This is a genomic window from Marinobacter shunpengi (assembly GCF_045449695.1).
GTDB lineage: Bacteria > Pseudomonadota > Gammaproteobacteria > Pseudomonadales > Oleiphilaceae > Marinobacter.
The window spans coordinates 49,795-76,743 of record NZ_JBJJKZ010000008.1 but is presented as its reverse complement, the minus strand read 5'-3'; the positions used below and the strand labels follow the sequence as shown (position 1 = coordinate 76,743).

Below are 26,949 nucleotides of genomic sequence, written 5' to 3'. Positions count from 1 at the left end.
CGCTGATCTACCGAGCCACCCTCAGAGTCAGCGAGTGGCGCCGTGACGAGAACTTCGAAACCTGCGTCAGCCATGCCGACGAGGCCCTGTACCAAGGCAGGCGGAACCGGCGGCGGGCCCGCCGCTCAGCGACACAAGGCCCCATCGCAGGTCAGGGTATTGAAATCGTGGACAGCCGAATGCCCCGGGTTGCCCTCCGGCCTGGGCACCCCCGCCGGCACGAAGAAAGTCGCGGAATTGGCCCCGTACAGACCACTGGGATAGGTGAACGCCTCCAGCACCACATAGGCCCGATGCACCCGGGGGGTGGGAGGCCGTGGTATCCCCTCGCCGGCAACCGGAGGGATATCCGGTTCCGGGCGGCTGGCGATCAGGGCATCCACCCAGGCATCGGCATCGGCGGACGTGGCTTCGCGCAGGACACCCCTGGCCAGGGCCTGGTCGATACCCGCCTGTCCCGCCAGGGGCGCATCCGGGTCCCGAAACGATTCCGGGGTTTGTGCCGTTGAGGTGATCAGTTCGGCCCCCGCATCAAGGGCTTCCCCCACCAGAATACGACCGGTGTCCCTGTCGCCGGGAAACACCAGGTCCACCGGCTGGTTGAAAAGCTTCCGCGACAGGGGGTTCAGCGCAGCATTGCGATCCTTGCCCACATAGAAGTATCCGCACGACCCCTGGTTGTCATAACTGCTGTTCAACACCGGAACGTCCGGCTCCAGCCCCGCAATCGCCTGGCGGTGATAGCCGGATACCACCACCGCCACAATCTCCGTGCCCTGGCTCCAGCCCAGGTTCCAGACCGTCGGCTCATAGGCCCCGAGCATCAATGCCACCGGCTGCCCGGGACTGTTGACGGCGACATCGAACTGCGTGGCCTGATGGCCACTCTGGTCGATCTGGAAAGGGAGTTCCCGCCCCGTGTAGCCACCGGCGGCGTACACGGCCATGAACTCGGGAAGTTCGAGGTTATCGAAGGCGCAGGGAGGCGGCCTTTCCACAGAGGCCTGCTCCTGTGCCGGAGGCTCAAACTCGAAAGTGGCCTGCTCCCTGGAGGAGTCATCTGCCGCAAACAATAACAGGAGAGAAGTGGCAATCCATGATTTCATGACAACGTCGCCTATGTGTGACGGGGAGCAAACATAATGATGGCCATACCAACCAGCGCCACGGCTGATCCCAACAGGTCATAGGGGGTGGGCCGGATGCCGTCCACCACCCACAGCCACAGGATCGCCATGAAGATATAGACGCCACCGTAGGCCGCATAGACCCGACCTGCAGCGGTGGGGTGCAGGGACAGCAACCAGGCGAACAGCGCCAGGCTCAACGCCCCTGGGATCAGCAACCAGATGGACTTGCCTCCCCGCAACCACAGGTAGGGTAGGTAACAGCCAACAATCTCGGCCAGTGACGTGACAAGGAACAGGCCGACGGTCTTGAGTTCAGGCAATGCTTGGTACTCCCGATATCATAATACCCCCGGGCCAGGGCACGAAATGCACTCTTGTTACTGCGCTGTTTGTCCCTGCACGGCGGAATAGTCACCCTTTCCGATGATGATGTGCAAGCGTGAAAGCGGATTCGGCCGAACCACATCAATTCTGTTCAATAACCGGGCTCCGAATCACCGCAGAATACCTCCGTCACCAAAGCGGAGAACCACCCATGAGCCTTTCCCTGATCCTGCCCATGTCGGCGTTTGCCCTGGCTGCATCCATTTCCCCGGGCCCGGTCAACCTGGTCTGCCTGAGCAGTGGCACCCGTTACCCCATCGCCCGGGGTCTGGTCTTCGTGACCGGGGCCACCCTGGGGTTTATCGCCCTGTTCCTGGCCGTCGGCCTGGGGCTTTACTCGCTGATGACCATGGTGCCGATGCTGGAGGACCTGTTGCGGTGGGCCGGCGTGGCCTTCCTGCTCTACCTGGCCGTGCGCCTGGCCCGGGACAGCGGTGACCTGCCGGAGGACGACGCCCAGGCACCGGGCTTTGCCACCGGCGCCCTGATGCAGTGGCTCAACCCCAAGGCCTGGCTGGCCTCCGCCTCCGGCATTGGCGCCTACACCAGTGCCAATGACCTGGACACCATCCTGCTGTTCGCGTTGCTTTACCTGCCCATCTGCTGGCTGTCGCTGGCCACCTGGGTTTACGCCGGCGCCTTCCTCCGGCGCCATGTGCAACGGCCTGCGGTGCTGGTCACCATCAACCGGACACTGGCCGCGTTACTTGCCGCCAGCTGTGTCTACCTGCTGCTTGGCTGACGCCACCCGGTACTGCTTCGGGGTGGCCGCCATCAACCGCTTGAAGGTGCGCTGGAAATGGGCCTGGTCGGCAAAGCCCGCGTCCAGGGCAGCCTCAACGATGGGGGCGCCCTCCCTGAGGGCCCGACGACCGAGCTGTATCCGGCGGTTGACCAGGTAGGCATGGGGCGTGAGGCCGAAATGCTGCTTGAACGCACGGACCAGGTGCCCGGCGCTATAGCCCGAGTGGTCGCACAGCCTATCCAGTGAGATATCCTCGGCCACATGCTCGTCAAGATAGGCTGCCAGTGATCTGAGGGTTTCCGGAGCCTGTGTTCTGGAGTGGACCGGCTGGCTGGCCAGTTCATGCATCAGGTCCGACAGGAACTCCACCACTTCGGTCTGTTTTTCCAGCAGGTCCCGGCTGTCATCCAGCAGGCAATGCGCCATGTGGCAGTACCGCCGGTACCACTGCGGGTCCGAGATGATCGGTGTCGAGATGTCCCGCCACTGCGGAGAAGGCAACAGGCCCGCCCGGTAGCGCAGGTCCGTCAGCCAGTCCGTATCCACGTACATCATGAAGTAGGCCCAGGGCTGATCCTCGATGGGATTGCAGTTGTGCACCCACTCGGGGTTCATCAGCACCAGGTCGCCGGCTGTCACCTGATAACGGTCGGTGCGATAGCAATAGGTGCTCCGGCCACCGGTAATGGCGCCGATGGACCACTGGGTGTGGCTGTGGGGGGCGTAACAGACCTGGCGACCGTCCTCGACCTGGCGCAGTTCCACATGGGGCATACGGGGGTCGCGCCAGAAAATGGGGTTGGAATTACCTCTCATGATGGGCTGCCTCTACCTACCTATCAGGTCAGGATAAGTTGGGACCTAGACACAGTGGAAGAATCAAACTCAGAATGGCTCCACATCAAGACCAAGGCAAGCCTATTTATCAGACCATACCTGGCGGAGAATCCACCAAACTGGGCACGCTTCCAACCAAGGACGCTTTGGCGTGTCGCCCCGTGGAGGTACCCCCCGAAAGTTCGACGACATCATTGTATCCGTCGATGAACCAGATACGTGGCCAATTATTCTTCAAGCCGCATATCGTAAAGAATCATTCTTTCGCTGCCAGAGCTGCCACTCGCCACATTCGCATTGACGGCGGTAAATGCCTTCCAGCGACCTTGATCAACCAAGAAATCACCGACAGCAAAATATGTATTGGAAACATCCATCGCCAACTGCTGGATATCCCCAGCCTGTTTGTATTCGAAATGGCCGCTCACCTCATCAGTGATCACGTAAAACATTGTGGCAACCAGCCTGCCATCGTCATCCTTCCCGAGCGACTCAAGGATAGCCTTGTGAATCCGGCGTGAATCCTTCGGAAAAAACCTCTCACCTATCTCAATGCCGGTCACATCCGGTGACCAACTATCACCACGACCAAGAGGATTTGAAGGAAGTGAGAAAAGGAGGTTCAATGCAGCCTGATGTCGTCTCCCAAGAAAAAACGAGCGTAACTTACCATCTGCCGAAAAATCTCCAAGCAACTCAGTCAGACCAGCCTTTTGCTCGGCCATTCGTCTGTGCAGTTCTTCCTTCCCACTCTGTGGAGCGCGATCGCCCTCTGGTGAGACAGCAAGAAGACTCGCTCTAACGCCTCCTTCATGGGGCTCCACCCGACCTTCGTATGTCGCGGCAGGCAACTCAATGCTGCGAAGGTCTTGGGTTACCCGGCGCCGCATATCAGGATCATCAGCGACATCGAAACCACTGATAAGCAATTCAGGGATTACGTCGATTTCCTGATTCACAACGGAATACACTGCCGGTGCCTCAGCAACCTGCCACCTGAGTTGCACTTGATCTCCCGTATGGGATTGGCAACCCAGAAGAGCGAACGCCGTAACAGCAAGAATCAAGAATCTCATGAGGCCGAAACGTTGTAGACAAATGCATCCACGCTGGCACCAATGAGTTGTGTTTCCAAACTCATTCCGGCAAAGAAACCAACAGCTTTCACGCTTTTGGCGAACCTTTGCAGCACATGAGTGCTCATACCAACTGCGTTAAAGCCTCCGCGAACGTATGCCTCAAGAACGTTGTTCATGATTTCGAAAAATTCCTGGCGAGTGCAATTATTGCGTGCCATACAGACCTCTACCGGGGCATCGAACCACATGGCGCTGGAAATATTGCCACTTATTTGCTTGCCTGCAGTCATCGTTTTAACGATCAACCCACCGGTAAAATCGGAGTCTGTATAAACGCCTCCATCTGGACGGGATAGGCCAGCGTAGATGCTGCCAATTTTTTCAGTGGGAAAGTCCTCATGACTGTATGATGCATTGATCCCTGGCACCGACACTGAAAAGCCCCCCAATACGCCTGCTCCGGGCCCCTCTAACTTCACGACTCTGTTTTCGGCAACGTGCTTTATTGGCATGACAACATGCGCCCCACCGACCTCTACTCTGGCGATTGGAGTGCCAACCGTTACCTGTAACCCACTAGCTCCTGCAATTTCCCATCCGGTGGTATCGAAGTCCATATTCTTCCCTTTCTATCAAGTCCATGTCCGTTGATTGGCTTAAGCCCAGTTTCAGTTTGTGCGTCGAATTTACTAGCACTTCCTACCAAAGTCAGGTTTCAGGACGAGATTGACGAGGAAAAATTACTCTTACCTATCCTTGTATGCGCTGGAGGGAATGCATTCCGTCAAGGAACGCAGAGCATCGTCCTGATACCCAAGTAATAAGCATACCGTACTGTAGACTAGGGTCCAGCTCTCGGCCCAATGCATTCCGAGAAAAGCATCACACTTCTTTACCTCCCTGACTTCTTAGTCCCCATCTTTGCCTCCGCTGTGAACGGGTCTTCGGGCCAGGGGTGCTTAGGATAACGACCGCGCATTTCCTTGCGGACTTCCGGATACACCTCGCGCCAGAAGTTGGCCAGGTCCGCAGTGACGGCCAGGGGGCGTTGTGCGGGTGATAGCAGGTGGATAACAACAGGGACACGCCCGCCGGCAAGCCTGGGGGTTTCCGTCCAGCCGAACAGGGCCTGGAGCTTGGCCGCCAGCACCGGACCGTTTTCCGCCGTGTAGTCCAGGCGGACCTGCTGACCGGTGGGGATTTCCAGGGAGGTGGGCAGTTCCCGTTTCAGGGTCTGCTGCCGGTCCCAGGGCAGCAGGGATTGCAGGGCATCCAACAACGGAATCCGTTGCAGGGCTTTCCAGTTCCGGACACCGGCCAGGAAGGGGGCCAGCCACTGCTCCAGGGTTGCCATCAGGGCGCTGTCAGACACCTCCGGCCACTGGTCCGGTTCCAGGGAGCGCATAAAGGTCACCCTTGCCTGCCACTCGCGGGCGGCCTCGTTCCAGGGGAGGCTGTCGATGCCTTTTTGGCGGACAGCGGTGAGCAAGCCAAGCTGGATCTGCTCAGGCCCTGGCTCCGGTAACGCTTTCTCCGTCAGGACCAGGGCCCCCAACCGGGTCACCCGGCGGGCGACCACGGTACCCCGGGCGTCGTCCCAGGTCGCTTCGTCCGAGGTTTGGATATGGTCGGCCAGGTCGGCTTCCAGGGTGGCACGGTCGGTGGCGGCGGCCAGATAGATCCGCGCCTCCCTGGCCCGGCCATCCAGGTCGGCGGCGACAATCCATGACTGTTGGCCCAGGACGTCCTCATCGGACAGACTGGCGCCACGACCATTACTGAGCTGGTAGCGGCTGGCATCGCCTGAGCGCCTCAGGCCTACCCGGTCCGGGTAGGCCAGTGCCAGCAGACGGCCCGCCGGCAGGCTGTCATCCACATCCCGCTCATTGGCATCCGGCAGCAGCCGGGCGGCGGAGCGCCGGATCGCGTCCAGTCGGTTGCGGTCGAGGTTCGGGGTCCGATACTCCCCACCCAGTACCTGCAAGCGATAGCCGATATCCGCCCCCGCGCCGGGGCCAAGCAGGTCCCGTTCACCCAACAGCGCCGCCAGTCTGGCCGCTGATTGTGGATAACCCAGCTCCCGACCCTTCAGCACCATATGGGCCAGGCGGGGATGGATACCCAAAGCCCGGGCGTTGCGACCATGGTCGGTGATGGTTCCATCCGGGTTGAGCAGATCCAGCCATTGCAGCAGGGCCACCGCCTGGTTCCAGTGGGCCGCCGGTGGCGGGTCGAGCCAGTCCAGGTCCTCCGGTCTGAGGGCTCCCCATTGCGCCAGCTCCAGCGCCAGGGGGGCCAGGTCCGCCTCCAGGATCTCCGGGGGCGTGAACGCGGCAAGGCCATGCTGGTCGGACTCGCTCCACAGGCGGTAGCACACCCCGGGCTCCACCCGTCCGGCCCGGCCCTTGCGTTGCTCGGCGGCAGCCTTCGACACCCGCCCCGTCTCAAGGCGGGTCATGCCGCTATTGGGGTCGAACACCGCCCGTCGGGCCTGGCCGGCGTCGATGACCACCCGCACGCCCTCAATGGTCAGGCTGGTTTCGGCAATGGCGGTGGCCAGTACGATCTTGCGTTCGCCATCGAGGACCGGCCGGATGGCCCGATCCTGTTCGTCGCCCCTGAGGTTGCCGTACAGGGGCGCCAGGTGAACATCGGCCGGCAGGTTGGGGCGGATCAGGCGCTCCACCTGGCGGATTTCCCCGGCCCCGGGCAGGAACACCAGGATGGAGCCCGTCTCCGTCGTCAGCACTTCCCGGATGACCGAGGCCACCTGGTCAGTCACGCGGGGTGCCCGCCCGGCAGGGGTCGACGGCGGACAGTGGATCACCGCTACCGGGAAGGCACGGCCCTCGCTGCTGATCACCGGCGCATCATCCAGCATCCGGGCCAGGGGCGTGGTATCCAGGGTGGCGGACATTACCACCACCCGCAGGTCCGGGCGCAGTACCTGCTGGGATTCCCGCACCAGTGCCAGGCCCAGGTCCGCCTGCAGGGAACGCTCGTGGAACTCATCGAACAGCACGGCGGCGTAGTCGTCCAACAGCGGGTCGGACTGGATCATGCGGGTCAGGATGCCTTCCGTGACCACCTCAATGACTGTCTGTGCCGATACCCGGGTATCCAGGCGAGTGCGATAACCCACCGTCTGGCCGGGCTTCTCACCCAGTTGCCGTGCCATGAACCGGGCAGCGGATCGGGCCGCCAGGCGCCGGGGCTCCAGCATCAGGATCCGGCGCCCTTGCCGCCATGGGGCATCCAGCAGGGCAACCGGTACCCGGGTGGTCTTGCCGGCCCCGGGGGGTGCCTGGAGCAACACGGTGGTTTGTGACTCCAGGGTGGCAGTGAGTTCCGGCAGTACCTGGTCGATGGGCAGCATGGACAAGTTCCGGGATCTATCGGCGGGCGTGCCAGTCCTCGGCACGGGGAACGAACAGGGCAAAGAACAGCCCCCAACCCAGGGCAATGGCCCCCAGGGTGAAAGCGCCCACCAGGGTACCACCGGCGTCCAGCCATTGCCGCGTCAGCCAGGGGCCGGCCATCTGCGTCACACTGTACAGGGCCACCGTGGCGGCCGACAGGCGCGGGCCCTGGTGGGGGTGCAGGGCGCGGCCAATACGCTGGGTCAGCAGCACGGTGCCCACAAAGGTGCTGCCCACCAGCAGGGCACAGAGCACAATCCCCCGGGGGTCCGGCCAGACCACCAGCGCCAGGGCACCGAGGAACTGGATCAGGTAGTTCAGCCGCAGGGCCCGGAGGTCGCCCACCCGGGAGCCCAGGTAGCTCCAGACAATGGGCGTGGGAATGGTCACCACCGCCACCAGCAGCCAGGAGCCGTCCACCAGCCAGTGGCCTTCCGGTAACTGGGTCTTGGTCAGCAGGGGCAGGAAGGTCATGGGCAGGATGTAGCCCAGCCCCGCCCCGGCATAGGACAGGAACAGGGGAATGCTGGCCCGGTCCAGCAGAGGCCCCTTGTCAACGAACGAACCGTCATCCCGCCGGAGTCCCGCCGGTACATCCAGTTTCAGCAGGTACCAGGTGGCCCAGGCCGCCAGCGGAATGGACAGCAGCGCCGCCGGCCACCAGCGGGCCGGGCCGGTGAGCAGGTCCGCCGTGCCGGACACCAGCAAGCTGGACAGCAACAGGCCCACACCCACCCCCACATAGACCAGGCCACTGGCGGAGCTGCGGTTGCGCCTTACCAGCCATTCCAGTATCAGTGCCGGCGCCTGCACGAACACCACACCGTTGGCGATGCCGTTCACCAACCTCAGGGCGGACAGCCAGGAGGCCGGTTCCACCTGGGTCTGCAACAGGGTGGTTATCACGTGGACCACCATGGCGATGGGCAGGGTCAGGCGGATCTGGTCCGGGCGGTACCAGCGGATGGCCAGCAGGGCACCGATGAGGTAGCCCAGGTAATTCCAGGTCGCAACAGAGGCGCCTTCGCTGGCGGTCAGTTGGCCGTCGCCCACCAGGTAGGGCAGCAGGGGGGTGTAGATAAAGCGGCCCAGGGCATGGACCACCAGCAGGATAGTGGCGCCGGCCACCACTACCGACAGGAGATTGGCGGGCTTAGCGGCGGACCGGTGCTCTGTCATGGCGACTCCAACGGGATGGATCCCGGATCACGGAGCCTCTGACCTGGTAGCCCGCGGGCGGATAGCCCGGACGGGAACCAGTCGGGAAACTCCTTAGGTTACTTCACATCTACCTTGGCTGGCGTAATGTACTCGATTCTGGGCGGTCCCGCCAGGCAGCCGGCGGCGACCTTGCCGAAGGCCTTCATGTGGTCGCTCTTGCCATGGGGTTCCAGGTGCCCGGCGGATTCCCAGACTTCCAGGAACACCAGCCGGTTGGGATCGGACAGGCTGGTGTGCAGTTCATACTCCAGGCATCCGGGCTCCTTCAGGGTTGCCTCGATACAGGGTTTGGCGGCTTCCAGCAGGGTGTCACGCTGGTCCGGCTTTACATTCAGGATGGCTCGTACGTATAGCATGGTTGTCCTCGGGTTGGGGGTGACACATCCCGGAGAAGGTGTGTCGTTGATTGGAAGTTCAGGCAATCAGCCAGAGCGCGACTGGTTGCGACGGGTCCACTCGTAGATCTCGCGGTAGGCTTCGGCCAGCTTGTCCGGGTCATGGGGGGGCTGGATCAGGGCGGCTGTCCGGCCCTGGGGATTGATCAGGGCCAGATGGCCGCTGTGGTCCACCAGGGTATTGCCCTCACCGTCGTCCCGATGCACGAACACGGCACCCACGCTCTTGGCAAAACTGCGGAGCACATCGATATCGCCGGTCACACCGTGGAAATCCTCCCCGAAGAAATCCACGTACTGCTTCAGCTTTTCCGGGGTGTCATGCTCCGGATCGGCGCTCACCAACAGATAGTTGGGCTGGGGCAGCTCAGACGTCAGGCTGGCGTCGGTCTGTCGCAGGGTGGCCATGGTGGCGGGGCAGATATCCGGGCAGTTGGTGTAGCCCACAAACACAAAGGTCCAGCGACCCTGCAGGTCCTGCCGGGTCATCTCATCGCCCTCTTCGGTGGTGAGGGTGAAGTCCGCCAGCTCCCTGGGCTCGTCATACACAAAGGTGTTGATGGCGCTCAGATCCGGCGCCGGCTCAGGTTCCTGGCTCCGGTTATCCATCTGCTGGAAGATAACAAAACCGAAAATCAGGAATACGATCAGCAGCAATATCAACAGCGTGCGCCGGACCGAACGATCCATCATGTCTCCTGTCAGCCTGGTAATCAGAAGTAGAAGAAGTGGTCCACCAGCAACACCACGAACAGGGCCATCAGGTACGTGATGGAGTACTTGAAGGTTGCCAGCGCCACACGGCGGTCATCCCCCCGGAGCAGGCGGACCGCATACTGCAGGAATCGTAACCCGAGAACCGTGGCGCCCGCCAGGTAGATCCAGCCGGACATGCCGGTGGCAAAGGGTAGCAGGGTGGCCGCCAGCAGCATCAGGGTGTACAGCAGGATGTGCAGTTCGGTGTAACGGTTACCATGGGTGACCGGCAACATGGGAATGCCCGCCTTGGCGTACTCTTCCTTGCGGTGGATGGCCAGGGCCCAGAAGTGGGGGGGCGTCCAGGCGAAGATGATCAGTACCAGCAGCAGGGCATGGCCCTCCACCTGCCCGGTCACCGCCGTCCAGCCCAGCAGTGGCGGCATGGCCCCCGCCAGACCACCGATAACAATGTTCTGGGGCGTGGCCCGCTTGAGGAACAGGGTATACACCCCGGCATAGCCCACCAGGGATGCCAGGGTCAGCCATGCGGTGAGGTGGTTGACCTGCCACATCAGGACCATCATGCCGGCAACCGCCAGCACGGTGGCGAACAGAAGGGCATCCATCTGGCTGACCCGCCCGGTGGCCACCGGGCGGCGACGGGTGCGGGCCATGATGGTGTCAATTTTCTGGTCCACCACGTGGTTGACCACCGCGGCGGCTCCCGCCAGCAACGCAATACCCAGGTTGCCGAACAGCAGCACACTCCATCCGGGAACACCCGGCGTGGCGAGCAGCATGCCGATGACCGAGGTGAGGATCATCAGCGCCACCACACGGGGCTTGGTCAGTTCCAGGAAATCCCGCCAGGAAATGGATCGGCTGGCGGAGGACTGGGCAGCCATGGCCTTGGCCTGGTCAGTCATGCGGGTACCTCGCGTTGCGTTGTTGTTGTCCCTGCCGGTTCTGCGACCGGTTGTCGTGCGTAGCCATGCACACGCCAGAGCATGTGGATAACCGTCAGTAGCAGTCCGGCCCCCATGGCGTTATGGGCCACCGCGACGGACAGTGGAATATGGAATGCGACATTGGCTATGCCCAGCCCAATCTGCATGAGCAGCACCCCCGCGGTCAAGAGGACCATGGATCGGAGTGGTGTGCGTCGCACCTGCCGCCAGAGCACCAGCAGCAGCACGGCAAAATACCCGAGCACCACTATCGCCCCGACACGGTGGGTCATGTGGATCGCCACCCGCCCGTCAGCGGTGAGCTGGCCACCCAGGTAGTTGGGACCAATAGTCTGCAGGATGTCGAAGCCATGACGGAAATCCATGTCCTCGGGCCACCACTGGCCCTGGCAGGTGGGCAGATCGGGACAGGCCACTGCCGCATAGTTGGCGGCAGTCCAGGCCCCCAGGGCAATCTGCAGGATCACCAGGGCCAGGCCGCCGTAGAGCCAGGGTCGCAGGCGGGCCAGGGCACTTTCCCGTTCCGGTGTTACGGACTTGCGGGATGCCCGCAGGCGCAGGGTCAGTAACGTCAGCAGGCTGAGGGTGGTAAAGCCCCCCAACAGGTGTAACGCCACCACCTTGGGCCAGAGCTGCAGGGTCACGGTCCACATGCCGAACAGGGCCTGTAACACGATAAACCCGGCGGTGAACAGGGGGAGTTTGACCGGCACACCTTCTCGGCGATGACGAACAGCGTAGATAGCGAGGCCGAACACAATCAGCCCGAGGCTGCCGGCGGCGTAACGGTGGATCATTTCCGGCCAGCCCTTGGACACATCCACAGGGCTTTCCGGGAAGCGGGCGTTAGCCTCGGCGATACTGGCTTCACTCTGGGGCACGGTGAGGAAGCCGTAGCAACCCGGCCAGTCCGGACAGCCAAGCCCGGCATCCACCAGGCGGGTCCAGGCCCCCAGCATCACCACCACCACCGTAAACAACGCGGCAATCAGCGCCCAGCGTGCCATCACACGGTGAGCCTTACCTGGTTGATTCATGGCAACTTGTTGTTCTTTTTCCACAATCCGAACCCTTGCATGGCCGGGCACTGCCCGGACGTTTCTATCCGATCTGGGAGAGCTTCATCAGGTGCTTGAGGTCTTCGAGCATTTCCTTGCCGGTGTTACCGCTACCGTAGTGCATCATCACATTGCCAAACGGATCCACCACCAGGATGCGTGGGCTCTCGGCCGGGTCTACGTCCGCCGGCCAGGCGGGGTCGGCATCCGGGGCCAGGCTCAGGCGCTCCATGGAGCTGTACTCTTTTTGCCAGCGCGCCTGTAGCTCCTCCGGTACCGTGCCAAGCCAGGCGGCACGGCCCATCCGGTTAGCATTCTTGCCCAGGGCGATATTCACCTGCCGGGCCAGGTACAGGAGCTGTTCGCAATCCTCTCCGCAGTTCTGCGCGGTGACAACCATCAGCCACTTGGCATCCTGCTGGTCCGGGCCGAAGCGGGCCTGCAGGGGCTGTCCTTCGGCACCCAGCAGGTTCAGTTCGGCCACGGGGACCGGCGGTTCGATCAGCTCGCCGTGGTTGCTGCGGGTTTCCGGGTGAAGCCAGCCAGAGTAGTACATGATGGTGGCAAAGATCATCGGCCCGAAACCGATGGCAAACAGCAGCAAGGCGGTGCGACGACCCCGACGCACCTGTTCCGGGGACGGTTCGGCTTCCTGCTGCTGGGCAGTCGTGTCAGTCATTCAGGACTCCTGCTTACGATAGCTCGCTATTATTGTCAGTATGATGAGCGCCGCTGCCATGGAGAACCACTGCAGGGCATAACCATAGTGAGTCTGAGGGCCCATCATATCGGGTTCCCAGTCAGCCCGGAAGGCGCCCGGTTGATTTGTGCCATCCAGTTTCACGATCTTGTCCGCCACCCTGGGCTCCACTTCCGCGGCCAATTCCTCAGGCAGCGCCTGGACCCGCCGGGGCCAGGTGGAAGGCTTGCTTCTGGCGACCGGTTCGCCCGCCAGGATGGGCGGTACCGGGTAGTCTGCCACCCGGGCCAGCAGACGCACCGGCTCTTGCGGCGTGTCGATGACGGGAAGCTGGTCCCGACGGCGTTCCGCCTGCACCCAGCCCCGGTTAACCACCACCGGGGCCCCCTGGTCGGGGTGGAACAGGCTCAGCACTTCATAACCCGGGGCGCCGTCCCGGGTGCGGTTATCCAGCAGCCATACCGGTGTTCCGTACCGCCCGGTCAGGACAACCGGCTGCCCGGTCACCCCATTCGCCATGCCCGGATCGGCCCACGGACGGGCCTGGGCCGGGTCGTCCCACTGCTCCAGCAGGCGCTCCTTTTCCTCCGCCCGGTCCAGCTGCCAGAACCCGAGGCCGAGCAGTACCGGCAGTATCACCAGAGCCAGCATCAGCAGTCGCCAGTCGGGAGACCAGACCCGACGACGGGATTCATGTTCAGACATGCTCTGTTATAGTCCCAGTCTGCGGCCACCGGACCTGTCCCTGATGACGGACAATCCGGACATGGCCCGGAGGCTTATTGCCTTCAGACCGACAACAATAACGGGAATCCGATTCGGGGACGATACCCATGCTTCTAAAGATCCTGATCGTCGTACTGATGCTGGCCGTCATCATCAGCCTGTTCAGTGGCCTGTTCTTCCTGATAAAGGATGATGGCGGCAGACGGAGGGTGGTCAACTCGCTGGCGGTCAGGGTGGGCCTCAGCATACTGCTGCTGGTCGTTATCCTGCTGGCCTTGTGGCAGGGCGGGCTTAGCCTGAACCCGACACCCTACTGATGACCAGTCAGACAGAAACCAGGCCGGGTACCGGGCGATAGCCCGGCCCCCGCTGGCCAGTGGTCAGATAACGTAGACGAAGACGAAGAGGCCCAGCCAGACCACATCCACGAAGTGCCAGTACCAGCTTGCCGCCTCGAACCCGAAGTGGTTATCGCCGGTAAAGTGGCCTTTCTGGATCCGGATGAACATGACAATCAGGATCAGCGAACCCAGAATCACGTGGGCGCCGTGGAAACCGGTCAGCATGAAGAAGGTGCTGCCATAGATGCCTGACTGCAGGGTCAGGTTCAGGTCCTGGTAGGCGTGGATATATTCGTAGCCCTGCACGAACATGAACACGATCGCCAGCCCGATGGTGGCCGCCAGCCAGGTCTTCACCTTATTCCGGTGGTTTTCCTTCAGGGCATGATGGGCCAGCGTGATGGTGAAGGACGACGTGACCAGCAGAATGGTGTTCACCAGGGGCAGTCCCCACGCCCCAATCACCCCTTCCGGTGCCGGATAGGCTTCCGGGTCCGGGTTGTTAATCAGCGGCCAGGTGGCCTGGAAGCCTTCCCACAGCAACCCGCTGGCACCTTTGTCCCCTTCACCGCCCAGCCAGGGCACCGAGAATACCCGGGCATAGAACAGGGCACCGAAGAAGGCGCCGAAGAACATCACCTCGGAAAAGATGAACCAGCTCATGCCCCAGCGGAAGGAACGGTCCATCTGCGGGCTGTAGAGCCCCTCCCGGCTCTCGCGGATCACCGATCCGAACCAGCCGAACAGCATGTAGACCATCACCAGGCTGCCGATCAGGAAGATGAACCAGGAGCTGTGGGTGGATTCACCCTGCCCGCTGTTGACCATGACGGATGCTACCCCGTAGACGGTAAGGAACATCCCGACCGTGGCCACAATGGGCCACTTGCTCTGTTCAGGTACGTAGTACGTCTGGTTGTTCGCCATGCTTTTCTCCAGAGGCCCGTTCCGCTGGCCTGTCCATTCTCGATTATTGTTGTCGTGTCTCTCGTTGCATCGGATGGCATCCGGGGCGCCGTGCCCGTTGCGCCGGCCAGACCTGCTGGCCGGCCCCCGGTCCGGAACCGACCGGGGAACCAGGGCCGCGAATACCCCTTATTTTACGTCCGGCGGCGTTTCAAAGGTGTGATACGGGGCCGGCGACGGCACGGTCCATTCAAGGCCCTCTGCACCGTCCCAGGGTTTGGCCGAGGCTTTTTCGCCGTAGCCCCTGGCACACTTCACCACGATGAACAGGAACAGCAACTGGGTGGTACCGAACATGAAGGCGCCAACACTGGACACCATGTTGAAGTCCGCAAACTGCAGCGCATAGTCCGGAATACGGCGGGGCATGCCGGCCAGGCCCAGGAAGTGCATCGGGAAGAAGGCCAGGTTCATGCCCACGAACGACAACCAGAAGTGGGTCTTGGCCAGGGTTTCGTCATACATGGTGCCAGTCCACTTGGGCAGCCAGTAGTAGGCCGCCGCAAAGATACCGAAGATGGCACCCGGTACCAGTACATAGTGGAAGTGCGCCACCACGAAGTAGGTGTCGTGATACTGGAAGTCCGCCGGGGCGATGGCCAGCATCAGGCCGGAGAAACCGCCGATGGTGAACAGGATAACGAAGGCCACAGAGAACAGCATCGGCGCCTCGAAGGTCATGGAGCCGCGGAACATGGTAGCCACCCAGTTGAACACCTTCACCCCGGTGGGCACCGCGATCAGCATGGTGGCGTACATGAAGAACAGTTGACCGAAGATGGGAATGCCCACGGTGAACATGTGGTGTGCCCACACCACGAACGACAGCAGGGCAATTGCGCCCACCGCGTAAACCATGGAGGCATAACCGAACAGCTGCTTGCGGGCGAAGGCCGGGATAATGTGGGACACCACACCGAACGCCGGCAGGATCATGATGTACACCTCGGGATGCCCGAAGAACCAGAACACATGCTGGAACAGCACCGGGTCGCCACCGCCGGCGGCATCAAAGAAGCTGGTGCCGAAGTTGATGTCCATCAGCATCATGGTCACCACGCCGGCCAGTACCGGCATGACGGCAATCAGCAGGAAGGCGGTGATCAGCCATGTCCAAACGAACAGGGGCATCTTCATCAGCGTCATGCCCGGCGCCCGCAGGTTGAGGATGGTGGCAATGACGTTGATGGCGCCCATGATGGAGGAAATCCCCATGATATGGACGGCAAAGATAAAGAACGTGGTGCTCGGCGGCCCGTAGGTCGTCGACAGTGGTGCGTAGAACGTCCAGCCGAAGTTGGGCGCGCCGCCCTCCATGAACAGGGTGGACACCAGCATCAGGAAGGCCGCCGGCAGCAACCAGAAACTCCAGTTGTTCATCCGGGGCAGCGCCATGTCCGGTGCCCCCACCATCAATGGCAGCATCCAGTTGGCCAGCCCCACGAAGGCCGGCATCACCGCACCGAAGACCATAATCAGGCCGTGCATGGTGGTCATCTGGTTGAAGAACTCGGGCTGCACAATCTGCAGCCCGGGCTGGAACAGTTCCGCCCGGATGACCATGGCCATGCTGCCCCCGAGGAGGAACATGGCAAAACTGAAGATCAGGTACATGGACCCGATATCTTTGTGGTTGGTGGTTAACAGCCACCGGGTTATGCCCTTGGCGGGACCGTGATGGTGGTCCTGGGCGTGGGTATCTGCGACCGCACTCATTTGAAACCCCCGTTGCCGCCTGATTCTTTTCGCTGGCGATATCTTGTTATCTGGCGAACCCGACGGCGGAACCCTGCCCGCCGTCCGGCTGTCTGTTATTGATTCTTGTAGTCGAACACTTCTTTCGGCGTCACCATTTCACCGGTGTTATTACCCCAGGCGTTACGCTCGTAGGTAATCACCGCGGCCAGATCGGCCTCGCTGAGCTGGGCTCCGAAGGCCTGCATGGCGGTGCCGTTAACACCATTGACCACGACATCCAGGTGCGCCTCCACGTCCTCGGTCACCATCGGGGACCCCTTGAGTGCCGGGAAAGCGCCGCCGCCGGTACCATCCTGGCCATGACAGGCCGCACAGTAGGAGGTGTAGACACCCTCGCCACGCTCAACCAGCTCTTCCAGGGTCCAGTCCTTCTCGGTGAGCTGGCGCTCTTTTTCGGCCGCTTCCCGCCGGTCCGCGACCCACTGGTTGTATTCCTCTTCCGGCACCGCTTCAACCACCACCGGCATGAAGCCATGGTCCTTGCCGCACAGCTCGGTACATTGCCCGCGATAGATACCCGGCTCGTTCACCTCGAACCAGACCTTGTTGATAAAACCGGGAATGGCGTCCTTCTTGATGCTGAAGGCCGGCACCCACCAGGAGTGGATAACGTCGGCCGCCGTGAGCTCCAGGCGTATCCGCTTACCCACCGGAATCACCATCGGGTTGTCCACGTCCAGGAGATAGTTTTCGTTCTTGTCCATCCGGTTGTCGATTTCATCCCGGGAGGTGGCAAGGTTGGAAAAGTAGCCGAACTCATCATTGAGATACTGGTACTGCCAGCGCCACTGGTAACCGGTGACCCGGATATCGATGTCGGCTTCGCTGGTGTCGTACATGTCGACCAGGGTGGCCGTGGCGGGGATGGCCATGATGACCAGAATGGCAAAGGGTATAATCGTCCAGAGAATCTCCACGAGGGTGTTCTCGTGGAAATTGGCGGGCTTGTAGCCCTTGGACTTTCGATGGGCAAAGATGGACCAGAACATGACCCCGAAGACCACGACGCCGATGGCGACGCATATCCACAGGATGGTCATGTGAAGACCATAAACCTGGTTGCTTGTTTCAGTGACCCCCGGGGACATGTTCAGGGTCCACTCGGCCAGCGCCGGAGCAGACAATAACAGGCCCGCGACAAGGGCACCTGCCCGTTTTACGTGCACGTGCATACCGCGTCTCCACAGAATGTTGTTCTTGTTCATGACAGACACACTTGGAGCGGTCGTCTCTCCTGCGACGGCTGCCTGTCATGTCTGGCGGATCTGCGTGACACTTCCAGTGGATCGTTGGAAGTTCGTCCCCCCGGGCGCTATTGAAACCGGTCGCGCTCGCACACGCAACAGGTGGATTGCCGGGAAGTCTGTTCACGGATAACCAGAAGCCAGTATAGACAGAGAGTTAGCTCACACTCAAAACCTCTGACACATTTTGAAAAATTTTATAGATATAACCTTATGCAATTACGATATATGAGATCTCCTGACACAGTCGCGACATGCTGACCCTGACCCACTCGGACCGGCACCTGTGGCGCCTGGCCTGGCCGTTGATGCTCACCAACCTGACCGTCCCCCTGCTGGGACTGGTGGATACCGCCGTGCTGGGCCACCTGGAAAGCCCCGAATACCTGGGGGCGGTGGCCGTGGGCGCCAACCTGTTCAGCATCCTCTACTGGACCTTCGGCTTCATGCGCATGGGCACCACCGGGCTGGCGGCCCAGGCCTTCGGGCGCCGGGACGCCACCGCCCAGACCGCGCTGCTGCTACGATCCCTGCTGCTGGCCTGCGGCATTGCGCTGACGCTGATCCTGCTGCAGTCGCCACTCATTGCCACCGGCCTGGCACTGATGAACCCGGGGCCGGATGTGGCGGAGCTGGCGGCCGGGTACGCCGCCATCCGTATCTGGAGTGCACCGGCCGTGCTGTGCCAGTACACCCTGGTGGGCTGGCTGATCGGCTGCCAACTACCCCGCGGGCCCATGATCATGCTGATCGCCGCCAACAGCGTGAACATCGTGCTGGACGTGCTGTTCGTAACGGTACTGGGCTGGAACAGCCGTGGTGTGGCCCTGGCCACGGTTATCGCGGAGTACGGCGCCACCACCCTGGGCCTGTGGCTGGTGTGGCAGCGCCTGCCGGACCACCGGGCCAGCCTGCGGGCCTTGCTCGGTACGTTGCCGGACTACCTGGCGCTGATCCGCGTCAACCGCTATATCATGGTGCGCACTATCGCATTGCTGCTGGTGCTGGCCTTCTTCACGGCCCAGGGCGCCCGCCAGGGGGAAGTGATCCTGGCCGCCAATGCCGTACTGCTGACCTTCCTGCTGGTGATATCCAACGGCCTGGACGGCTTTGCCAATGCCGCCGAGGCCATGGTGGGCCAGGCGGTGGGCAGACGTTCACACCGCCGTTTCCTGGTGGCCTGCCGCACCGCCACCCGCTGGTCACTGATTGGCGCAGTGGTGTTCACGACGTTGTTCGTTGCCGGCGGGCACTGGCTGATCGGCCTGCTGACCAGCATCGATGAGGTACGTGACACCGCCCGCCAGTTCCTGCCCTGGCTCTGGCTGCTGCCTGCCACCGCCGTATGGGGTTACCTGTTCGACGGCATCTTCATCGGCGCCACCCGCACCCGGGACATGCAAAACACCATGCTGTTCTCGGCGTTGGTGGTGTTCCTGCCCGGCTGGTGGCTGACCACCGGCTGGGGCAATCACGGGCTTTGGTTTGCCCTGATCCTGCTGATGGTGGCGCGGGCAACGTCCATGGCGATGGTGTTCATGATCCGGACACGACATGGGTCATGGTTCTTCAATGAGTGATCGGTAATCCCCCCGGCACGAGAAAAAATCTCAACTACACTCCAGTTTAGGGAGCCGCCGACGCGGACAGCCCCGCATGACATAGTAACCCCGGCATTGTCTGACATGACTCCAGAGGCAGTATTGAACATCATTGATCAGGCCCGTCGGCAGGAAGCCCGTTCCGGCGAATTCCTTCGCCAGATGCGCGAGAAGGCAGCCAGGCTGCCCGCCAGCGTAACGGTGGACGGCTATCAGCCGGCCATGTGCCTGTTCCAGTTCGCGATCGAGTACATCGAGATGGCCCCGCGGCTGATCGACTGTATCGACGACTGTGCCCGCAAGTCCGGCAAGCGGGGGCTGTTTGACCCGTTCATCCAGACCGCCATCTGCTACTTCACGCAGCCCTCCATCATGCTGACCCGGTACGACGGTCTCGACGGCCTGCTAATCAAGGCCTACCTGTGCCACCGCCTGATGGAGGAAATGTACGAGAACAATCTCTCCACCCGCCGCAGCCAGGTGGTGGACATGGAAGCCACCCAGGCCAACCTGCTGGCTCACCAGCTCATCGGGGAGCCCTTCGCCAACGAGCTGGACGAATCCATCAACATGACCATGCTCAACCTGATCCGGTCACCGAGCTACTATGAACTGGATCTCGATCCGTTCGTAGAAGAACTACAGAAGGCCGCCAGGATGTGGATGAAGGAATACTGGGAAAACCTGCTGACCCGGAACCACATCCGGTTTACCCTGATGCCCTGACCGAACAACGAGCGACGGCAATGACGTGCAAACAGGCCCTGGTACTGTGTTTTACGGTGGCCCCCATGCTTGCGGTTGCGGATAACCTCCGCTTCCAGGTCACCGATGCCGGCAACGGCAAACCGCTGGCCGACGCGGTGATCGTCCTTCCGCTACCGGTGGACGAGACCACCGCGGACGCCCGTATGGTGCAGGAGAACCGCCAGTTCGTCCCCCATGTGATGGTGGTTCCGCCCGGTACCGATGTGGCCTTCCCCAACCGTGATAGCACTCAGCACCACGTTTATTCGTTTTCCCCGGCGAAGACGTTCGAAATCGAGCTTTATGCCGGCGTACCCGAGGCTCCGGTCAACTTTGGCACCACCGGCGTGGTGGAGCTGGGCTGCAACATCCATGACCAGATGCAGGGCTTCATCCTGGTGACCGACCAGCACCACGGGGTCACCCGTGAACAGGGAGCGGTGTCGCTGGACTGGCCGGACGAACGCCCGCTGCCCGACCAGGTCCGCGTCTGGCATCCCCGGCTGGTGAACAATACCGAACTGGTGGACGTTGCCGTCGACCTGACCGGCAGCGACCCGGTGACCCTGACGCTGAACGTGCGCCCCGAGCCGGAAACGGATTCCTCCCTCCAGCGACTGCAGCAGCGTTTCCGGGAGCTATGACCTGGCGACCTGGCAGTCTCGGGTTCCGTGGCCGCCTGCTGGCGGCCATGCTTTCCCTGGTGGCGGCCACCGCCCTGGCCCTGGGGCTGGTCTTCATGCTCTATCTGCTGGAAGACGAGGAACAGCGGGCCGCCAACAGCCTTGATGTCGCCGCACGGGTCACCACCGAGATCATGGCCGGCCGCGCCGAATTGCTGAGCGGCAGCCTGCAGGTACTGGTGGATGATTTCGGGTTCCGGTCCGCCATTGCCAGCGACAACCAGGCCACCCTGGAAAGTGCCCTCAACAACCATGCCGGTCGCGCTGGTGCCGATATCGCCGTGGTGCTGGATAGCAACGGCAACCCGAAGGCCACCCTGGGCACCGCCGACATCAACCTGGAGGACTTCCTTCCCCGACTGCTGGCAAGGGCCCGGGACCAGGGGCAGGCGGAGCAGATCGTCAGCACCGGCAACAAGGCCCTGCAGATGTTTGTCGTGCCCGTGAGCGGTGCCGGCCTGCGGGCGTGGCTTGTCGCCGGTTTTTCCCTGGACAACGGCTTTGCCCGCCAACTGGCGGAACTGACGGACACCAGCGTGGTGTTCCGCAGCCGCGCCAGCGCCTCCCTGCTGGCCGCGAGCGCCCCCCCGGAACCCTTCACCAGGCTGCCCGAGCCCGGAGACAACGGAGACATGCAGGAAACCCGGGGATTCTTCTTCCGCGCCATCGACCTTGGCCCGGGACAACCATCCCCAGTGCAGGCCATGCTGCTGGTCGACCGTGAGCAGGCCCTGGCCAACTACTATGACCGCGTCACCGATCTGGTCCTCATCCTGTTGATGGCCGCGGCCCTGTCCGGGCTGGTAGTACTGGTGACGGCGCGGGCACTGGGTCGGCCGGTTCTGGATCTGGCACGGCTCGCCACCGCCATTGGCAATGGCGAGCCGGTCACCGAACCCACGCCGCCACGAACCCGCGAATTGCGAACCCTCCAGGGTGCCCTGATCACCATGCAACGCCGGGTCAGGGAGCGGGAGGAACGCATCCGCTTCAACGCCTTCCACGACGAACTCACCGGCCTGACTAACCGCAAGGCCCTGAACGCACAGCTTGAGGAATACCTGCGGAAACGGCGGCCACTGCTGCTGGCCGGTATCACCCTGACCCGGTTCCGGGCCCTCAACGACACCCTCGGGTTCGATTTTGGCGACCAGGCCCTGGGTCTGGCCGCCGACCGGCTCCGTGCCTCCGTGGAGAGCCAGGCCCTGTTACTGAGCCGTTCCGGCGGCAACGAGTTCGTGGTTCTGGCGGACCCCGGAGCGGGTCCGCTGCACACCCTGCTGCCCCGCATTCAGGATGAGCTCCAGGCCGAAGCCACTATCGACGGGACGCCCCTCCACCTGCAGGTGGCTCTGGCGGGCCTGGAAGTCCCCCGGGATGCCGGCACCCTGGACGAAATCCGGCGTCGGTTGCGGCTGACTCTGAAACGGGCCGAACACAGCCCCGGGCAGGTGGCCCTGTACGAACCCGGCGGGGACGAGCACCATCTGCGGGAGCTGACCCTCAGCCAGGACCTGCGCCAGGCCATCGCCACTGGTGGCCTGAACCTCGTGTACCAGCCCAAGATCGACATGAACAGCGTGGGCATTGCCCAGGTGGAAGCCCTGTGCCGCTGGCACCACCCGGAGCTGGGGTTCATCTCACCTGAGGAGTTCATCCTGCTGGCGGAACAGACCGGCCAGATCGGCAACCTGACGCGCTTTATCCTGACCCGGATTGCCCACGACCTGGCGAGCCTGCACGGGGAAGGCCTGTTGATCGGCGCCGCCATCAATCTGTCGGCCCTGGACCTGGGCAATCCGCAACTGACCGACGATGTCCGGCAGGCCTTCGGGGAGCAGGGTATCGACTGCCACTGGCTTACCTTCGAGGTCACCGAAAGTGCGGTGATGTCGGATGCCGCCTCCGCTCACCGCACCCTGGACCAGCTCAGGGCCATGGGTGCGACCCTGTCGGTGGATGACTTCGGTACCGGCTATTCGTCCCTGTCGCAACTGCGCCAGTTGCCGGTACAGGAACTGAAGATCGACAAATCCTTCGTGCTGCGCCTGCACCGGGAACCCCAGGACCAGTTGATCGTCCGCTCCACCCTCGACATGGCCCACGGGCTGGGCCTCACGGTGGTGGCGGAAGGCATCGAGGACCTGGAAAGCTGGCAACTGCTGCAGGACTGGGGCTGCGACAAGGGGCAGGGTTTCTACATGGCACGCCCGATGCCAGCAGCGGACCTTGGTGACTGGGCCCGGACCTTCCGGACCCGGGCCGACACACTGCTTCCGACCACTGGAGATATCTCATGAGAGACCACCCCCGACGCGCCGGACCGACACTGGCCATCGCCGCGGCCCTGACCCTGTCCACATCCGCCATTGCCGACCCCGGCAGCCGGCTCTGGGCCACCGGCGGGGTCACCACCATCGAGGGCAGTGCCGGCGGCGGGCTGGTGCCCTGGGCAATGCTGGCGGGCTACGCCAGCGATCGGGAGTGGGGCGGCACGGTCACCCTGTCACAGGCGAAAGTGGACGATTTCACCCTGAATGTCGCCGGTGCCGCCGTGAACTGGCATAACCGGGTCGAAGTCAGCATCGCCCGCCAGACCCTGGACCTGGATACCCTGGGGGCTGCCCTGGGCGAAGACGAGCTGTCCCAGGATATCTTCGGGATCAAGGCACGGCTGTTTGGCGATGTGCTCTACAGTGACTACGGCCAGTGGTCCGTGGGACTGCAGCACAAGCGCCAGCGGGACTTCGACATACCGGAGGCCGTGGGTGCCAGGGATGACCGTGGCACCGACGTCTACCTGTCTGCCAGCAAGCTGTTCTTTGCCGCGGTGTTCGACCGCAACCTGCTGTTGAACGCCACCGTGCGGGGCACCAAAGCCAACCAGGGTGGGTTGCTGGGCTTTGGCGGTGACCGCAACGACGACTACGAGGCCATGCTGGAAACCAGCGCCGGTGTACTCCTGAACCGGCGCTGGATCATAGGTGCGGAGTACCGGCAGAAGCCGGATAACCTGGGCTTCGCTACCGAGGACGACTGGTGGGACATCTTCATCGTCTGGGTGCCGGACCGGCGCCTGGCCATCACTTCCGCCTGGACCAACCTGGGCGACATCGCCGGCCTTGAGGACCAGCGGGGCCCCTACCTTTCGCTGCAGGGCAGTTTCTGAGGAGTTCCACGATGACACTGAGAACGGGCACGATCATCCTGCTGACCACCCTGGCACTGCTTACCGGATGCGCCACCCGCGATTCCCTGTCCGGGGATACCCTCTACCAGGACCTGGGCGAGCGCGCTGGCATTGCCGATATCGTGGAGGACCTGCTGCACCGTATCGTCGAGGACGAACGCATTGCCTTCCAGTTCAAGGGCATCGATGTGGTTCAGTTCCACACCAACCTCACGGACCAGATCTGCGAGATCAGCGGCGGCCCCTGCACCTACGGAGGACGCCCGATGACCGAGGTACACACGGACATGAACGTGACCGAAACCCAGTTCAATGCCCTGGCGGAGCAACTGGTGCTGGCCATGGAGGACAACGGTATCAGTACCGGCGCCCAGAACCGGCTCCTCAAGCGGCTGGTGGAGCTGCACCCACAGATCACCCACCGCTAGGTGAACGGCGCGCTTGGCGTGGGTGACAACTGGCGTTAACCTTGTTGGCCTTCAACCCACTGAATTTCCTTCTGACCGGAGAACCCCTCAATGGACAATCCCGATCTCGGCAAACTGATCCTCCGCCTGACCCTTGGCGGCCTGCTACTGTTCCATGGCATCAGCAAGCTGCTCAACGGCGTCGGATTCATTGAGGGTCAACTGGCCAGCCATGGCATTCCGGCGTTCTTCGCCTATGGTGTATTCATTGGGGAACTGTTGGCGCCCCTGATGGTTATCCTGGGCTACCAGACCCGCATCGGGGCCCTGATCATTGTCTTCAACATGCTGGTGGCCATCGCTCTGGTCCACACCCATGAGTTGATGAAGCTCGGTGGCAACGGCGGCTGGGCACTGGAACTGCAGGGCTTTTTCCTGTTCACCGCGCTGGCGCTGATCTTCCTGGGACCAGGCCGCTACAAGCTGAAGAACTGAGGTACCACCATGACCCGGCACGTGCTCCCCGGTCGCTACCGGCACTACAAGGGCAAGGACTACGAAGTCATCGGTACGGCCCGCCATAGCGAAACCGAGGAATGGCTGGTGGTCTACCGCTGCCTGTACGGCGACTACAGCCTTTGGGTTCGCCCCCTGGAGATGTTCAACGAATCGGTGGAAGTGGCCGGCGAGCAGGTGCCCCGCTTTACCCGCATCAGTGACTGACCCATAAGTCATTGATGCATCGTGCCCGGGTGTCCCAGACCCCGGGCATTTTTGACTCCACGGCCCGTTTCCTGCACATTAGCGCCCCTTCAAAACCTGACCAATCTGTAATCACCCGTGCACAAGGCCCCACAAGGGCCACTGCTAACCATCGGAGTCTTACCATGAACGCCGTTGTCGCTGCGGTAATCGTCATGCTCGTATTGAGCCTGCTTCGCATCCACGTTGTCGTTGCCCTGATCATTGGCGCCCTTGTCGGCGGCCTGCTGGGCGGCCTGTCCCTGGACGCCACCATCGAAGCCTTCAACAACGGACTGGGTGGCGGTGCCACCGTGGCCCTGTCCTACGCCACCCTCGGTGCCTTTGCCGTGGCCATCGGAAAGTCCGGCCTGGCCCATGCCCTGGCGGACAAGGCATTGGCGCTGGTGGGCAACCAGGACGCCGGTGACTCCTCCGCCGCGGCCAACAAGGGGGTGCGCTTCCTGATTATCGGCCTGTTGCTGGCGGTGGCCCTGTCCTCCCAGAACATCCTGCCGATCCACATCGCCTTTATCCCGCTGATCGTACCGCCGCTGCTGTATGTGATGGCAAAGCTTAAGCTGGACCGGCGTCTGGTGGCCTGTGTGCTGACTTTCGGCCTGATCACCCCCTACATGTTCCTGCCGGTGGGCTTCGGCGGCATCTACCTGAACGAGATCCTGATGGCCAATGTGGCGGACAATGGCATCACCATCGAGGGCCTGAGTGTGATCAAGGCCATGGCCCTGCCCGCCCTGGGCATGCTGGTGGGTCTTCTGGTGGCGGTCTTCTTCAGCTACCGGGGTGACCGCCACTACGACCTGTCGCTGATCGAGCAGACCGAACGGGTGGACACCCACTACAACAGCTGGACCCTGTTCATGGCCCTGATGGCCATCGTCGCGGCCTTTGTGGTCCAGCTCTGGCTTGGCTCCATGATCCTGGGGGCGCTGACCGGCTTCGTGCTGTTCAACCTGTCCGGCGTGGTGCGGTGGAAGGAATCCGATGACCTGTTCACCGAAGGCATGAAGATGCTGGCCATGATCGGCTTCATCATGATCGCCGCCAACGGCTTTGCGGAAGTGATGCGGGAAACCGGCGACATCGCCAGCCTGGTACAGGGCTCCGTCGAGGCCATCGGTGACAACCGGGCCATGGCGGCCTTCCTGATGCTGGTGGTGGGCCTGCTGATCACCATGGGCATCGGCTCGTCCTTCTCCACCATTCCCATCATCGCCGCCCTCTATGTACCCCTGGCCCTGGAACTGGGCTTCAGCCCCCTGGCCATTGTCGCCCTGGTGGGCACCGCCGGCGCCCTGGGGGATGCAGGCTCACCCGCTTCCGACTCCACCCTCGGCCCCACTGCCGGCCTCAACGTGGACGGCCAGCACAACCACATCTGGGACACCGTGGTACCCACCTTCCTGCACTACAACCTGCCGTTGCTGGTGTTTGGTTGGCTGGCGGCGATGGTGCTGTAACCAGCGGACCAGGGGGTAGTAAGGCTTAGGCGGGTTGGTTTCAAAACGAAAGGGTCCGGGTGGGGATTCCGAAACAGTCAGAAAAACAACCGTTTTTCGTTTAGGAACCCCCACCCGGACCCTTGAGCCCCCAGAGTTTGCAGGCTACAAAAGCAACCACGTAGCCCAGAAAATCAATCCTCAGAGCGGGACTTGAAAAACACCACCTGCTTGACGGTGTGGTCCTCCTCATTGTCACGCTTGTTCACCCGGGTCTCCAGCTCCCCATTACCGGAGGGGCCATCGCCCCCCTGGCTGTCGGTGAAGCCGCAGGAGACACACTCCCGGTGCTGAACGCCGTCGTCATCAGTGAACATGGTCAGCCGGTCCATGGCCGCGCACCGGGGGCACACAGCCCCGGCGATGAAGCGTTTCGGTGTACGGGCCATT

The 26,949-nt window shown here is 62.4% G+C and carries 28 protein-coding genes; 11 read left to right on the top strand and 17 right to left on the bottom strand.

Annotated features, from left to right (window positions below; genetic code table 11):
* Positions 1–125 precede the first annotated feature (125 nt).
* Complete coding sequence (locus ACJO2E_RS05635) at positions 126–1,106, bottom strand: hypothetical protein (protein ID WP_406962658.1); 981 nt, start codon at positions 1,104–1,106, stop codon at positions 126–128.
* A gap of 11 nt (positions 1,107–1,117) precedes the next feature.
* A complete protein-coding gene (locus ACJO2E_RS05630) occupies positions 1,118–1,450 on the bottom strand; it encodes a YnfA family protein (RefSeq protein ID WP_406962656.1) in 333 nt (110 codons plus the stop codon).
* Between the two features lie 215 nt (positions 1,451–1,665).
* On the opposite strand from ACJO2E_RS05630, the gene ACJO2E_RS05625 reads away from it, so the two are divergent.
* Positions 1,666–2,256: a LysE family translocator gene (locus ACJO2E_RS05625; RefSeq protein ID WP_406962654.1), complete on the top strand. Its 591-nt coding sequence runs from the start codon at positions 1,666–1,668 to the stop codon at positions 2,254–2,256.
* Here ACJO2E_RS05625 and ACJO2E_RS05620 read toward each other — a convergent pair.
* From ACJO2E_RS05620 to ACJO2E_RS05570, 11 genes are all read right to left on the bottom strand, one after another.
* Positions 2,218–3,075, bottom strand: a complete 858-nt coding sequence (locus tag ACJO2E_RS05620) for a helix-turn-helix domain-containing protein (RefSeq protein WP_406962652.1) — start codon at positions 3,073–3,075, stop codon at positions 2,218–2,220. The two genes, ACJO2E_RS05625 and ACJO2E_RS05620, sit on opposite strands and share 39 nt — an antisense overlap.
* Before the next feature lie 248 nt (positions 3,076–3,323).
* A complete protein-coding gene (locus ACJO2E_RS05615; protein ID WP_406962650.1) occupies positions 3,324–4,103 on the bottom strand; it encodes a hypothetical protein in 780 nt (259 codons plus the stop codon).
* Between the two features lie 65 nt (positions 4,104–4,168).
* Complete coding sequence (locus tag ACJO2E_RS05610) at positions 4,169–4,792, bottom strand: hypothetical protein (protein WP_406962648.1); 624 nt, start codon at positions 4,790–4,792, stop codon at positions 4,169–4,171.
* 275 nt (positions 4,793–5,067) lie between these two features.
* A complete protein-coding gene (gene hrpB, locus ACJO2E_RS05605; protein WP_406962646.1) occupies positions 5,068–7,551 on the bottom strand; it encodes an ATP-dependent helicase HrpB in 2,484 nt (827 codons plus the stop codon).
* A 16-nt stretch (positions 7,552–7,567) separates the two neighbouring features.
* Positions 7,568–8,773, bottom strand: a complete 1,206-nt coding sequence (locus ACJO2E_RS05600) for a YbfB/YjiJ family MFS transporter (RefSeq protein ID WP_406962644.1) — start codon at positions 8,771–8,773, stop codon at positions 7,568–7,570.
* A gap of 98 nt (positions 8,774–8,871) precedes the next feature.
* A complete protein-coding gene (locus ACJO2E_RS05595) occupies positions 8,872–9,171 on the bottom strand; it encodes a putative quinol monooxygenase (protein WP_406962642.1) in 300 nt (99 codons plus the stop codon).
* 66 nt (positions 9,172–9,237) lie between these two features.
* Positions 9,238–9,900 carry an SCO family protein gene (locus tag ACJO2E_RS05590; protein ID WP_406962640.1) on the bottom strand — a complete coding sequence of 221 codons (663 nt, stop codon included), beginning with the start codon at positions 9,898–9,900 and terminating at the stop codon, positions 9,238–9,240.
* 23 nt (positions 9,901–9,923) lie between these two features.
* A complete protein-coding gene (gene cyoE, locus ACJO2E_RS05585; protein WP_406962806.1) occupies positions 9,924–10,814 on the bottom strand; it encodes a heme o synthase in 891 nt (296 codons plus the stop codon).
* A gap of 17 nt (positions 10,815–10,831) precedes the next feature.
* On the bottom strand, positions 10,832–11,914 hold the full coding sequence (locus ACJO2E_RS05580) for a COX15/CtaA family protein (RefSeq protein WP_406962638.1): 1,083 nt from the start codon (positions 11,912–11,914) through the stop codon (positions 10,832–10,834).
* A 64-nt stretch (positions 11,915–11,978) separates the two neighbouring features.
* Complete coding sequence (locus ACJO2E_RS05575) at positions 11,979–12,614, bottom strand: redox-active disulfide-containing membrane protein (RefSeq protein ID WP_406962636.1); 636 nt, start codon at positions 12,612–12,614, stop codon at positions 11,979–11,981.
* Complete coding sequence (locus ACJO2E_RS05570) at positions 12,615–13,340, bottom strand: SURF1 family protein (protein WP_406962634.1); 726 nt, start codon at positions 13,338–13,340, stop codon at positions 12,615–12,617.
* Between the two features lie 128 nt (positions 13,341–13,468).
* Between ACJO2E_RS05570 and ACJO2E_RS05565 the strand changes: the two genes are divergently transcribed.
* Positions 13,469–13,678, top strand: coding sequence for a twin transmembrane helix small protein (locus ACJO2E_RS05565; protein WP_406962632.1), 210 nt, complete (start codon positions 13,469–13,471; stop codon positions 13,676–13,678).
* Positions 13,679–13,741: 63 nt separating this feature from the next.
* On the opposite strand, the gene ACJO2E_RS05560 is transcribed toward ACJO2E_RS05565, so the two are convergent.
* The 3 genes from ACJO2E_RS05560 to coxB form a co-directional block, all read right to left on the bottom strand.
* A complete protein-coding gene (locus tag ACJO2E_RS05560) occupies positions 13,742–14,629 on the bottom strand; it encodes a cytochrome c oxidase subunit 3 (RefSeq protein ID WP_406962630.1) in 888 nt (295 codons plus the stop codon).
* Positions 14,630–14,797: 168 nt separating this feature from the next.
* Positions 14,798–16,384, bottom strand: coding sequence for a cytochrome c oxidase subunit I (gene ctaD / locus ACJO2E_RS05555; protein WP_406962628.1), 1,587 nt, complete (start codon positions 16,382–16,384; stop codon positions 14,798–14,800).
* A gap of 95 nt (positions 16,385–16,479) precedes the next feature.
* Positions 16,480–17,598: a cytochrome c oxidase subunit II gene (gene coxB / locus ACJO2E_RS05550; RefSeq protein ID WP_406962626.1), complete on the bottom strand. Its 1,119-nt coding sequence runs from the start codon at positions 17,596–17,598 to the stop codon at positions 16,480–16,482.
* A gap of 326 nt (positions 17,599–17,924) precedes the next feature.
* Between coxB and ACJO2E_RS05545 the strand changes: the two genes are divergently transcribed.
* From ACJO2E_RS05545 to ACJO2E_RS05505, 9 genes are all read left to right on the top strand, one after another.
* Complete coding sequence (locus tag ACJO2E_RS05545; RefSeq protein ID WP_406962624.1) at positions 17,925–19,250, top strand: MATE family efflux transporter; 1,326 nt, start codon at positions 17,925–17,927, stop codon at positions 19,248–19,250.
* A gap of 105 nt (positions 19,251–19,355) precedes the next feature.
* A complete protein-coding gene (locus tag ACJO2E_RS05540; RefSeq protein WP_328185338.1) occupies positions 19,356–19,997 on the top strand; it encodes a hypothetical protein in 642 nt (213 codons plus the stop codon).
* A 20-nt stretch (positions 19,998–20,017) separates the two neighbouring features.
* The gene (locus ACJO2E_RS05535; RefSeq protein WP_406962622.1) at positions 20,018–20,662 is read left to right on the top strand and encodes a cupredoxin domain-containing protein; all 645 of its coding nucleotides are present in this window, start codon (positions 20,018–20,020) and stop codon (positions 20,660–20,662) included.
* Positions 20,659–23,001, top strand: coding sequence for a bifunctional diguanylate cyclase/phosphodiesterase (locus tag ACJO2E_RS05530; RefSeq protein ID WP_406962620.1), 2,343 nt, complete (start codon positions 20,659–20,661; stop codon positions 22,999–23,001). The genes ACJO2E_RS05535 and ACJO2E_RS05530 overlap by 4 nt, the downstream gene beginning before the upstream one ends.
* Positions 22,998–23,870, top strand: a complete 873-nt coding sequence (locus ACJO2E_RS05525) for a DUF3034 family protein (RefSeq protein WP_406962618.1) — start codon at positions 22,998–23,000, stop codon at positions 23,868–23,870. The genes ACJO2E_RS05530 and ACJO2E_RS05525 overlap by 4 nt, the downstream gene beginning before the upstream one ends.
* An 11-nt stretch (positions 23,871–23,881) precedes the next feature.
* Positions 23,882–24,319, top strand: a complete 438-nt coding sequence (locus tag ACJO2E_RS05520) for a group I truncated hemoglobin (RefSeq protein WP_406962616.1) — start codon at positions 23,882–23,884, stop codon at positions 24,317–24,319.
* A 90-nt stretch (positions 24,320–24,409) separates the two neighbouring features.
* Complete coding sequence (locus ACJO2E_RS05515) at positions 24,410–24,793, top strand: DoxX family protein (protein WP_406962615.1); 384 nt, start codon at positions 24,410–24,412, stop codon at positions 24,791–24,793.
* Positions 24,794–24,802: 9 nt separating this feature from the next.
* Positions 24,803–25,021 carry a DUF1653 domain-containing protein gene (locus ACJO2E_RS05510; protein ID WP_406962614.1) on the top strand — a complete coding sequence of 73 codons (219 nt, stop codon included), beginning with the start codon at positions 24,803–24,805 and terminating at the stop codon, positions 25,019–25,021.
* Positions 25,022–25,185: 164 nt separating this feature from the next.
* The gene (locus ACJO2E_RS05505) at positions 25,186–26,520 is read left to right on the top strand and encodes a Na+/H+ antiporter family protein (protein WP_406962612.1); all 1,335 of its coding nucleotides are present in this window, start codon (positions 25,186–25,188) and stop codon (positions 26,518–26,520) included.
* A 173-nt stretch (positions 26,521–26,693) separates the two neighbouring features.
* Here the strand turns inward: ACJO2E_RS05505 and ACJO2E_RS05500 are convergent, their stop codons facing one another.
* Positions 26,694–26,948 (bottom strand): YheV family putative zinc ribbon protein, encoded by a 255-nt coding sequence (locus ACJO2E_RS05500; protein WP_406962610.1) that lies wholly within the window; start codon positions 26,946–26,948, stop codon positions 26,694–26,696.
* Position 26,949 lies beyond the last annotated feature (1 nt).

Bases quoted from the DNA above. Each gene is read 5' to 3' on its own strand.
- ACJO2E_RS05635 (WP_406962658.1), bottom strand. From the start codon at position 1,106: ATGAAATCATGGATTGCCACTTCTCTCCTGTTATTGTTTGCGGCAGAT.
- ACJO2E_RS05625 (WP_406962654.1), top strand. From the start codon at position 1,666: ATGAGCCTTTCCCTGATCCTGCCCATGTCGGCGTTTGCCCTGGCTGCA.
- ACJO2E_RS05620 (WP_406962652.1), bottom strand. From the start codon at position 3,075: ATGAGAGGTAATTCCAACCCCATTTTCTGGCGCGACCCCCGTATGCCC.
- ACJO2E_RS05610 (WP_406962648.1), bottom strand. From the start codon at position 4,792: ATGGACTTCGATACCACCGGATGGGAAATTGCAGGAGCTAGTGGGTTA.
- hrpB (WP_406962646.1), bottom strand. From the start codon at position 7,551: ATGCTGCCCATCGACCAGGTACTGCCGGAACTCACTGCCACCCTGGAG.
- ACJO2E_RS05600 (WP_406962644.1), bottom strand. From the start codon at position 8,773: ATGACAGAGCACCGGTCCGCCGCTAAGCCCGCCAATCTCCTGTCGGTA.
- ACJO2E_RS05595 (WP_406962642.1), bottom strand. From the start codon at position 9,171: ATGCTATACGTACGAGCCATCCTGAATGTAAAGCCGGACCAGCGTGAC.
- ACJO2E_RS05590 (WP_406962640.1), bottom strand. From the start codon at position 9,900: ATGGATCGTTCGGTCCGGCGCACGCTGTTGATATTGCTGCTGATCGTA.
- cyoE (WP_406962806.1), bottom strand. From the start codon at position 10,814: ATGGCTGCCCAGTCCTCCGCCAGCCGATCCATTTCCTGGCGGGATTTC.
- ACJO2E_RS05580 (WP_406962638.1), bottom strand. From the start codon at position 11,914: ATGAATCAACCAGGTAAGGCTCACCGTGTGATGGCACGCTGGGCGCTG.
- ACJO2E_RS05575 (WP_406962636.1), bottom strand. From the start codon at position 12,614: ATGACTGACACGACTGCCCAGCAGCAGGAAGCCGAACCGTCCCCGGAA.
- ACJO2E_RS05570 (WP_406962634.1), bottom strand. From the start codon at position 13,340: ATGTCTGAACATGAATCCCGTCGTCGGGTCTGGTCTCCCGACTGGCGA.
- ACJO2E_RS05565 (WP_406962632.1), top strand. From the start codon at position 13,469: ATGCTTCTAAAGATCCTGATCGTCGTACTGATGCTGGCCGTCATCATC.
- ACJO2E_RS05560 (WP_406962630.1), bottom strand. From the start codon at position 14,629: ATGGCGAACAACCAGACGTACTACGTACCTGAACAGAGCAAGTGGCCC.
- ctaD (WP_406962628.1), bottom strand. From the start codon at position 16,384: ATGAGTGCGGTCGCAGATACCCACGCCCAGGACCACCATCACGGTCCC.
- coxB (WP_406962626.1), bottom strand. From the start codon at position 17,598: ATGCACGTGCACGTAAAACGGGCAGGTGCCCTTGTCGCGGGCCTGTTA.
- ACJO2E_RS05545 (WP_406962624.1), top strand. From the start codon at position 17,925: ATGCTGACCCTGACCCACTCGGACCGGCACCTGTGGCGCCTGGCCTGG.
- ACJO2E_RS05540 (WP_328185338.1), top strand. From the start codon at position 19,356: ATGACTCCAGAGGCAGTATTGAACATCATTGATCAGGCCCGTCGGCAG.
- ACJO2E_RS05535 (WP_406962622.1), top strand. From the start codon at position 20,018: ATGACGTGCAAACAGGCCCTGGTACTGTGTTTTACGGTGGCCCCCATG.
- ACJO2E_RS05530 (WP_406962620.1), top strand. From the start codon at position 20,659: ATGACCTGGCGACCTGGCAGTCTCGGGTTCCGTGGCCGCCTGCTGGCG.
- ACJO2E_RS05525 (WP_406962618.1), top strand. From the start codon at position 22,998: ATGAGAGACCACCCCCGACGCGCCGGACCGACACTGGCCATCGCCGCG.
- ACJO2E_RS05520 (WP_406962616.1), top strand. From the start codon at position 23,882: ATGACACTGAGAACGGGCACGATCATCCTGCTGACCACCCTGGCACTG.
- ACJO2E_RS05515 (WP_406962615.1), top strand. From the start codon at position 24,410: ATGGACAATCCCGATCTCGGCAAACTGATCCTCCGCCTGACCCTTGGC.
- ACJO2E_RS05510 (WP_406962614.1), top strand. From the start codon at position 24,803: ATGACCCGGCACGTGCTCCCCGGTCGCTACCGGCACTACAAGGGCAAG.
- ACJO2E_RS05505 (WP_406962612.1), top strand. From the start codon at position 25,186: ATGAACGCCGTTGTCGCTGCGGTAATCGTCATGCTCGTATTGAGCCTG.
- ACJO2E_RS05500 (WP_406962610.1), bottom strand. From the start codon at position 26,948: ATGGCCCGTACACCGAAACGCTTCATCGCCGGGGCTGTGTGCCCCCGG.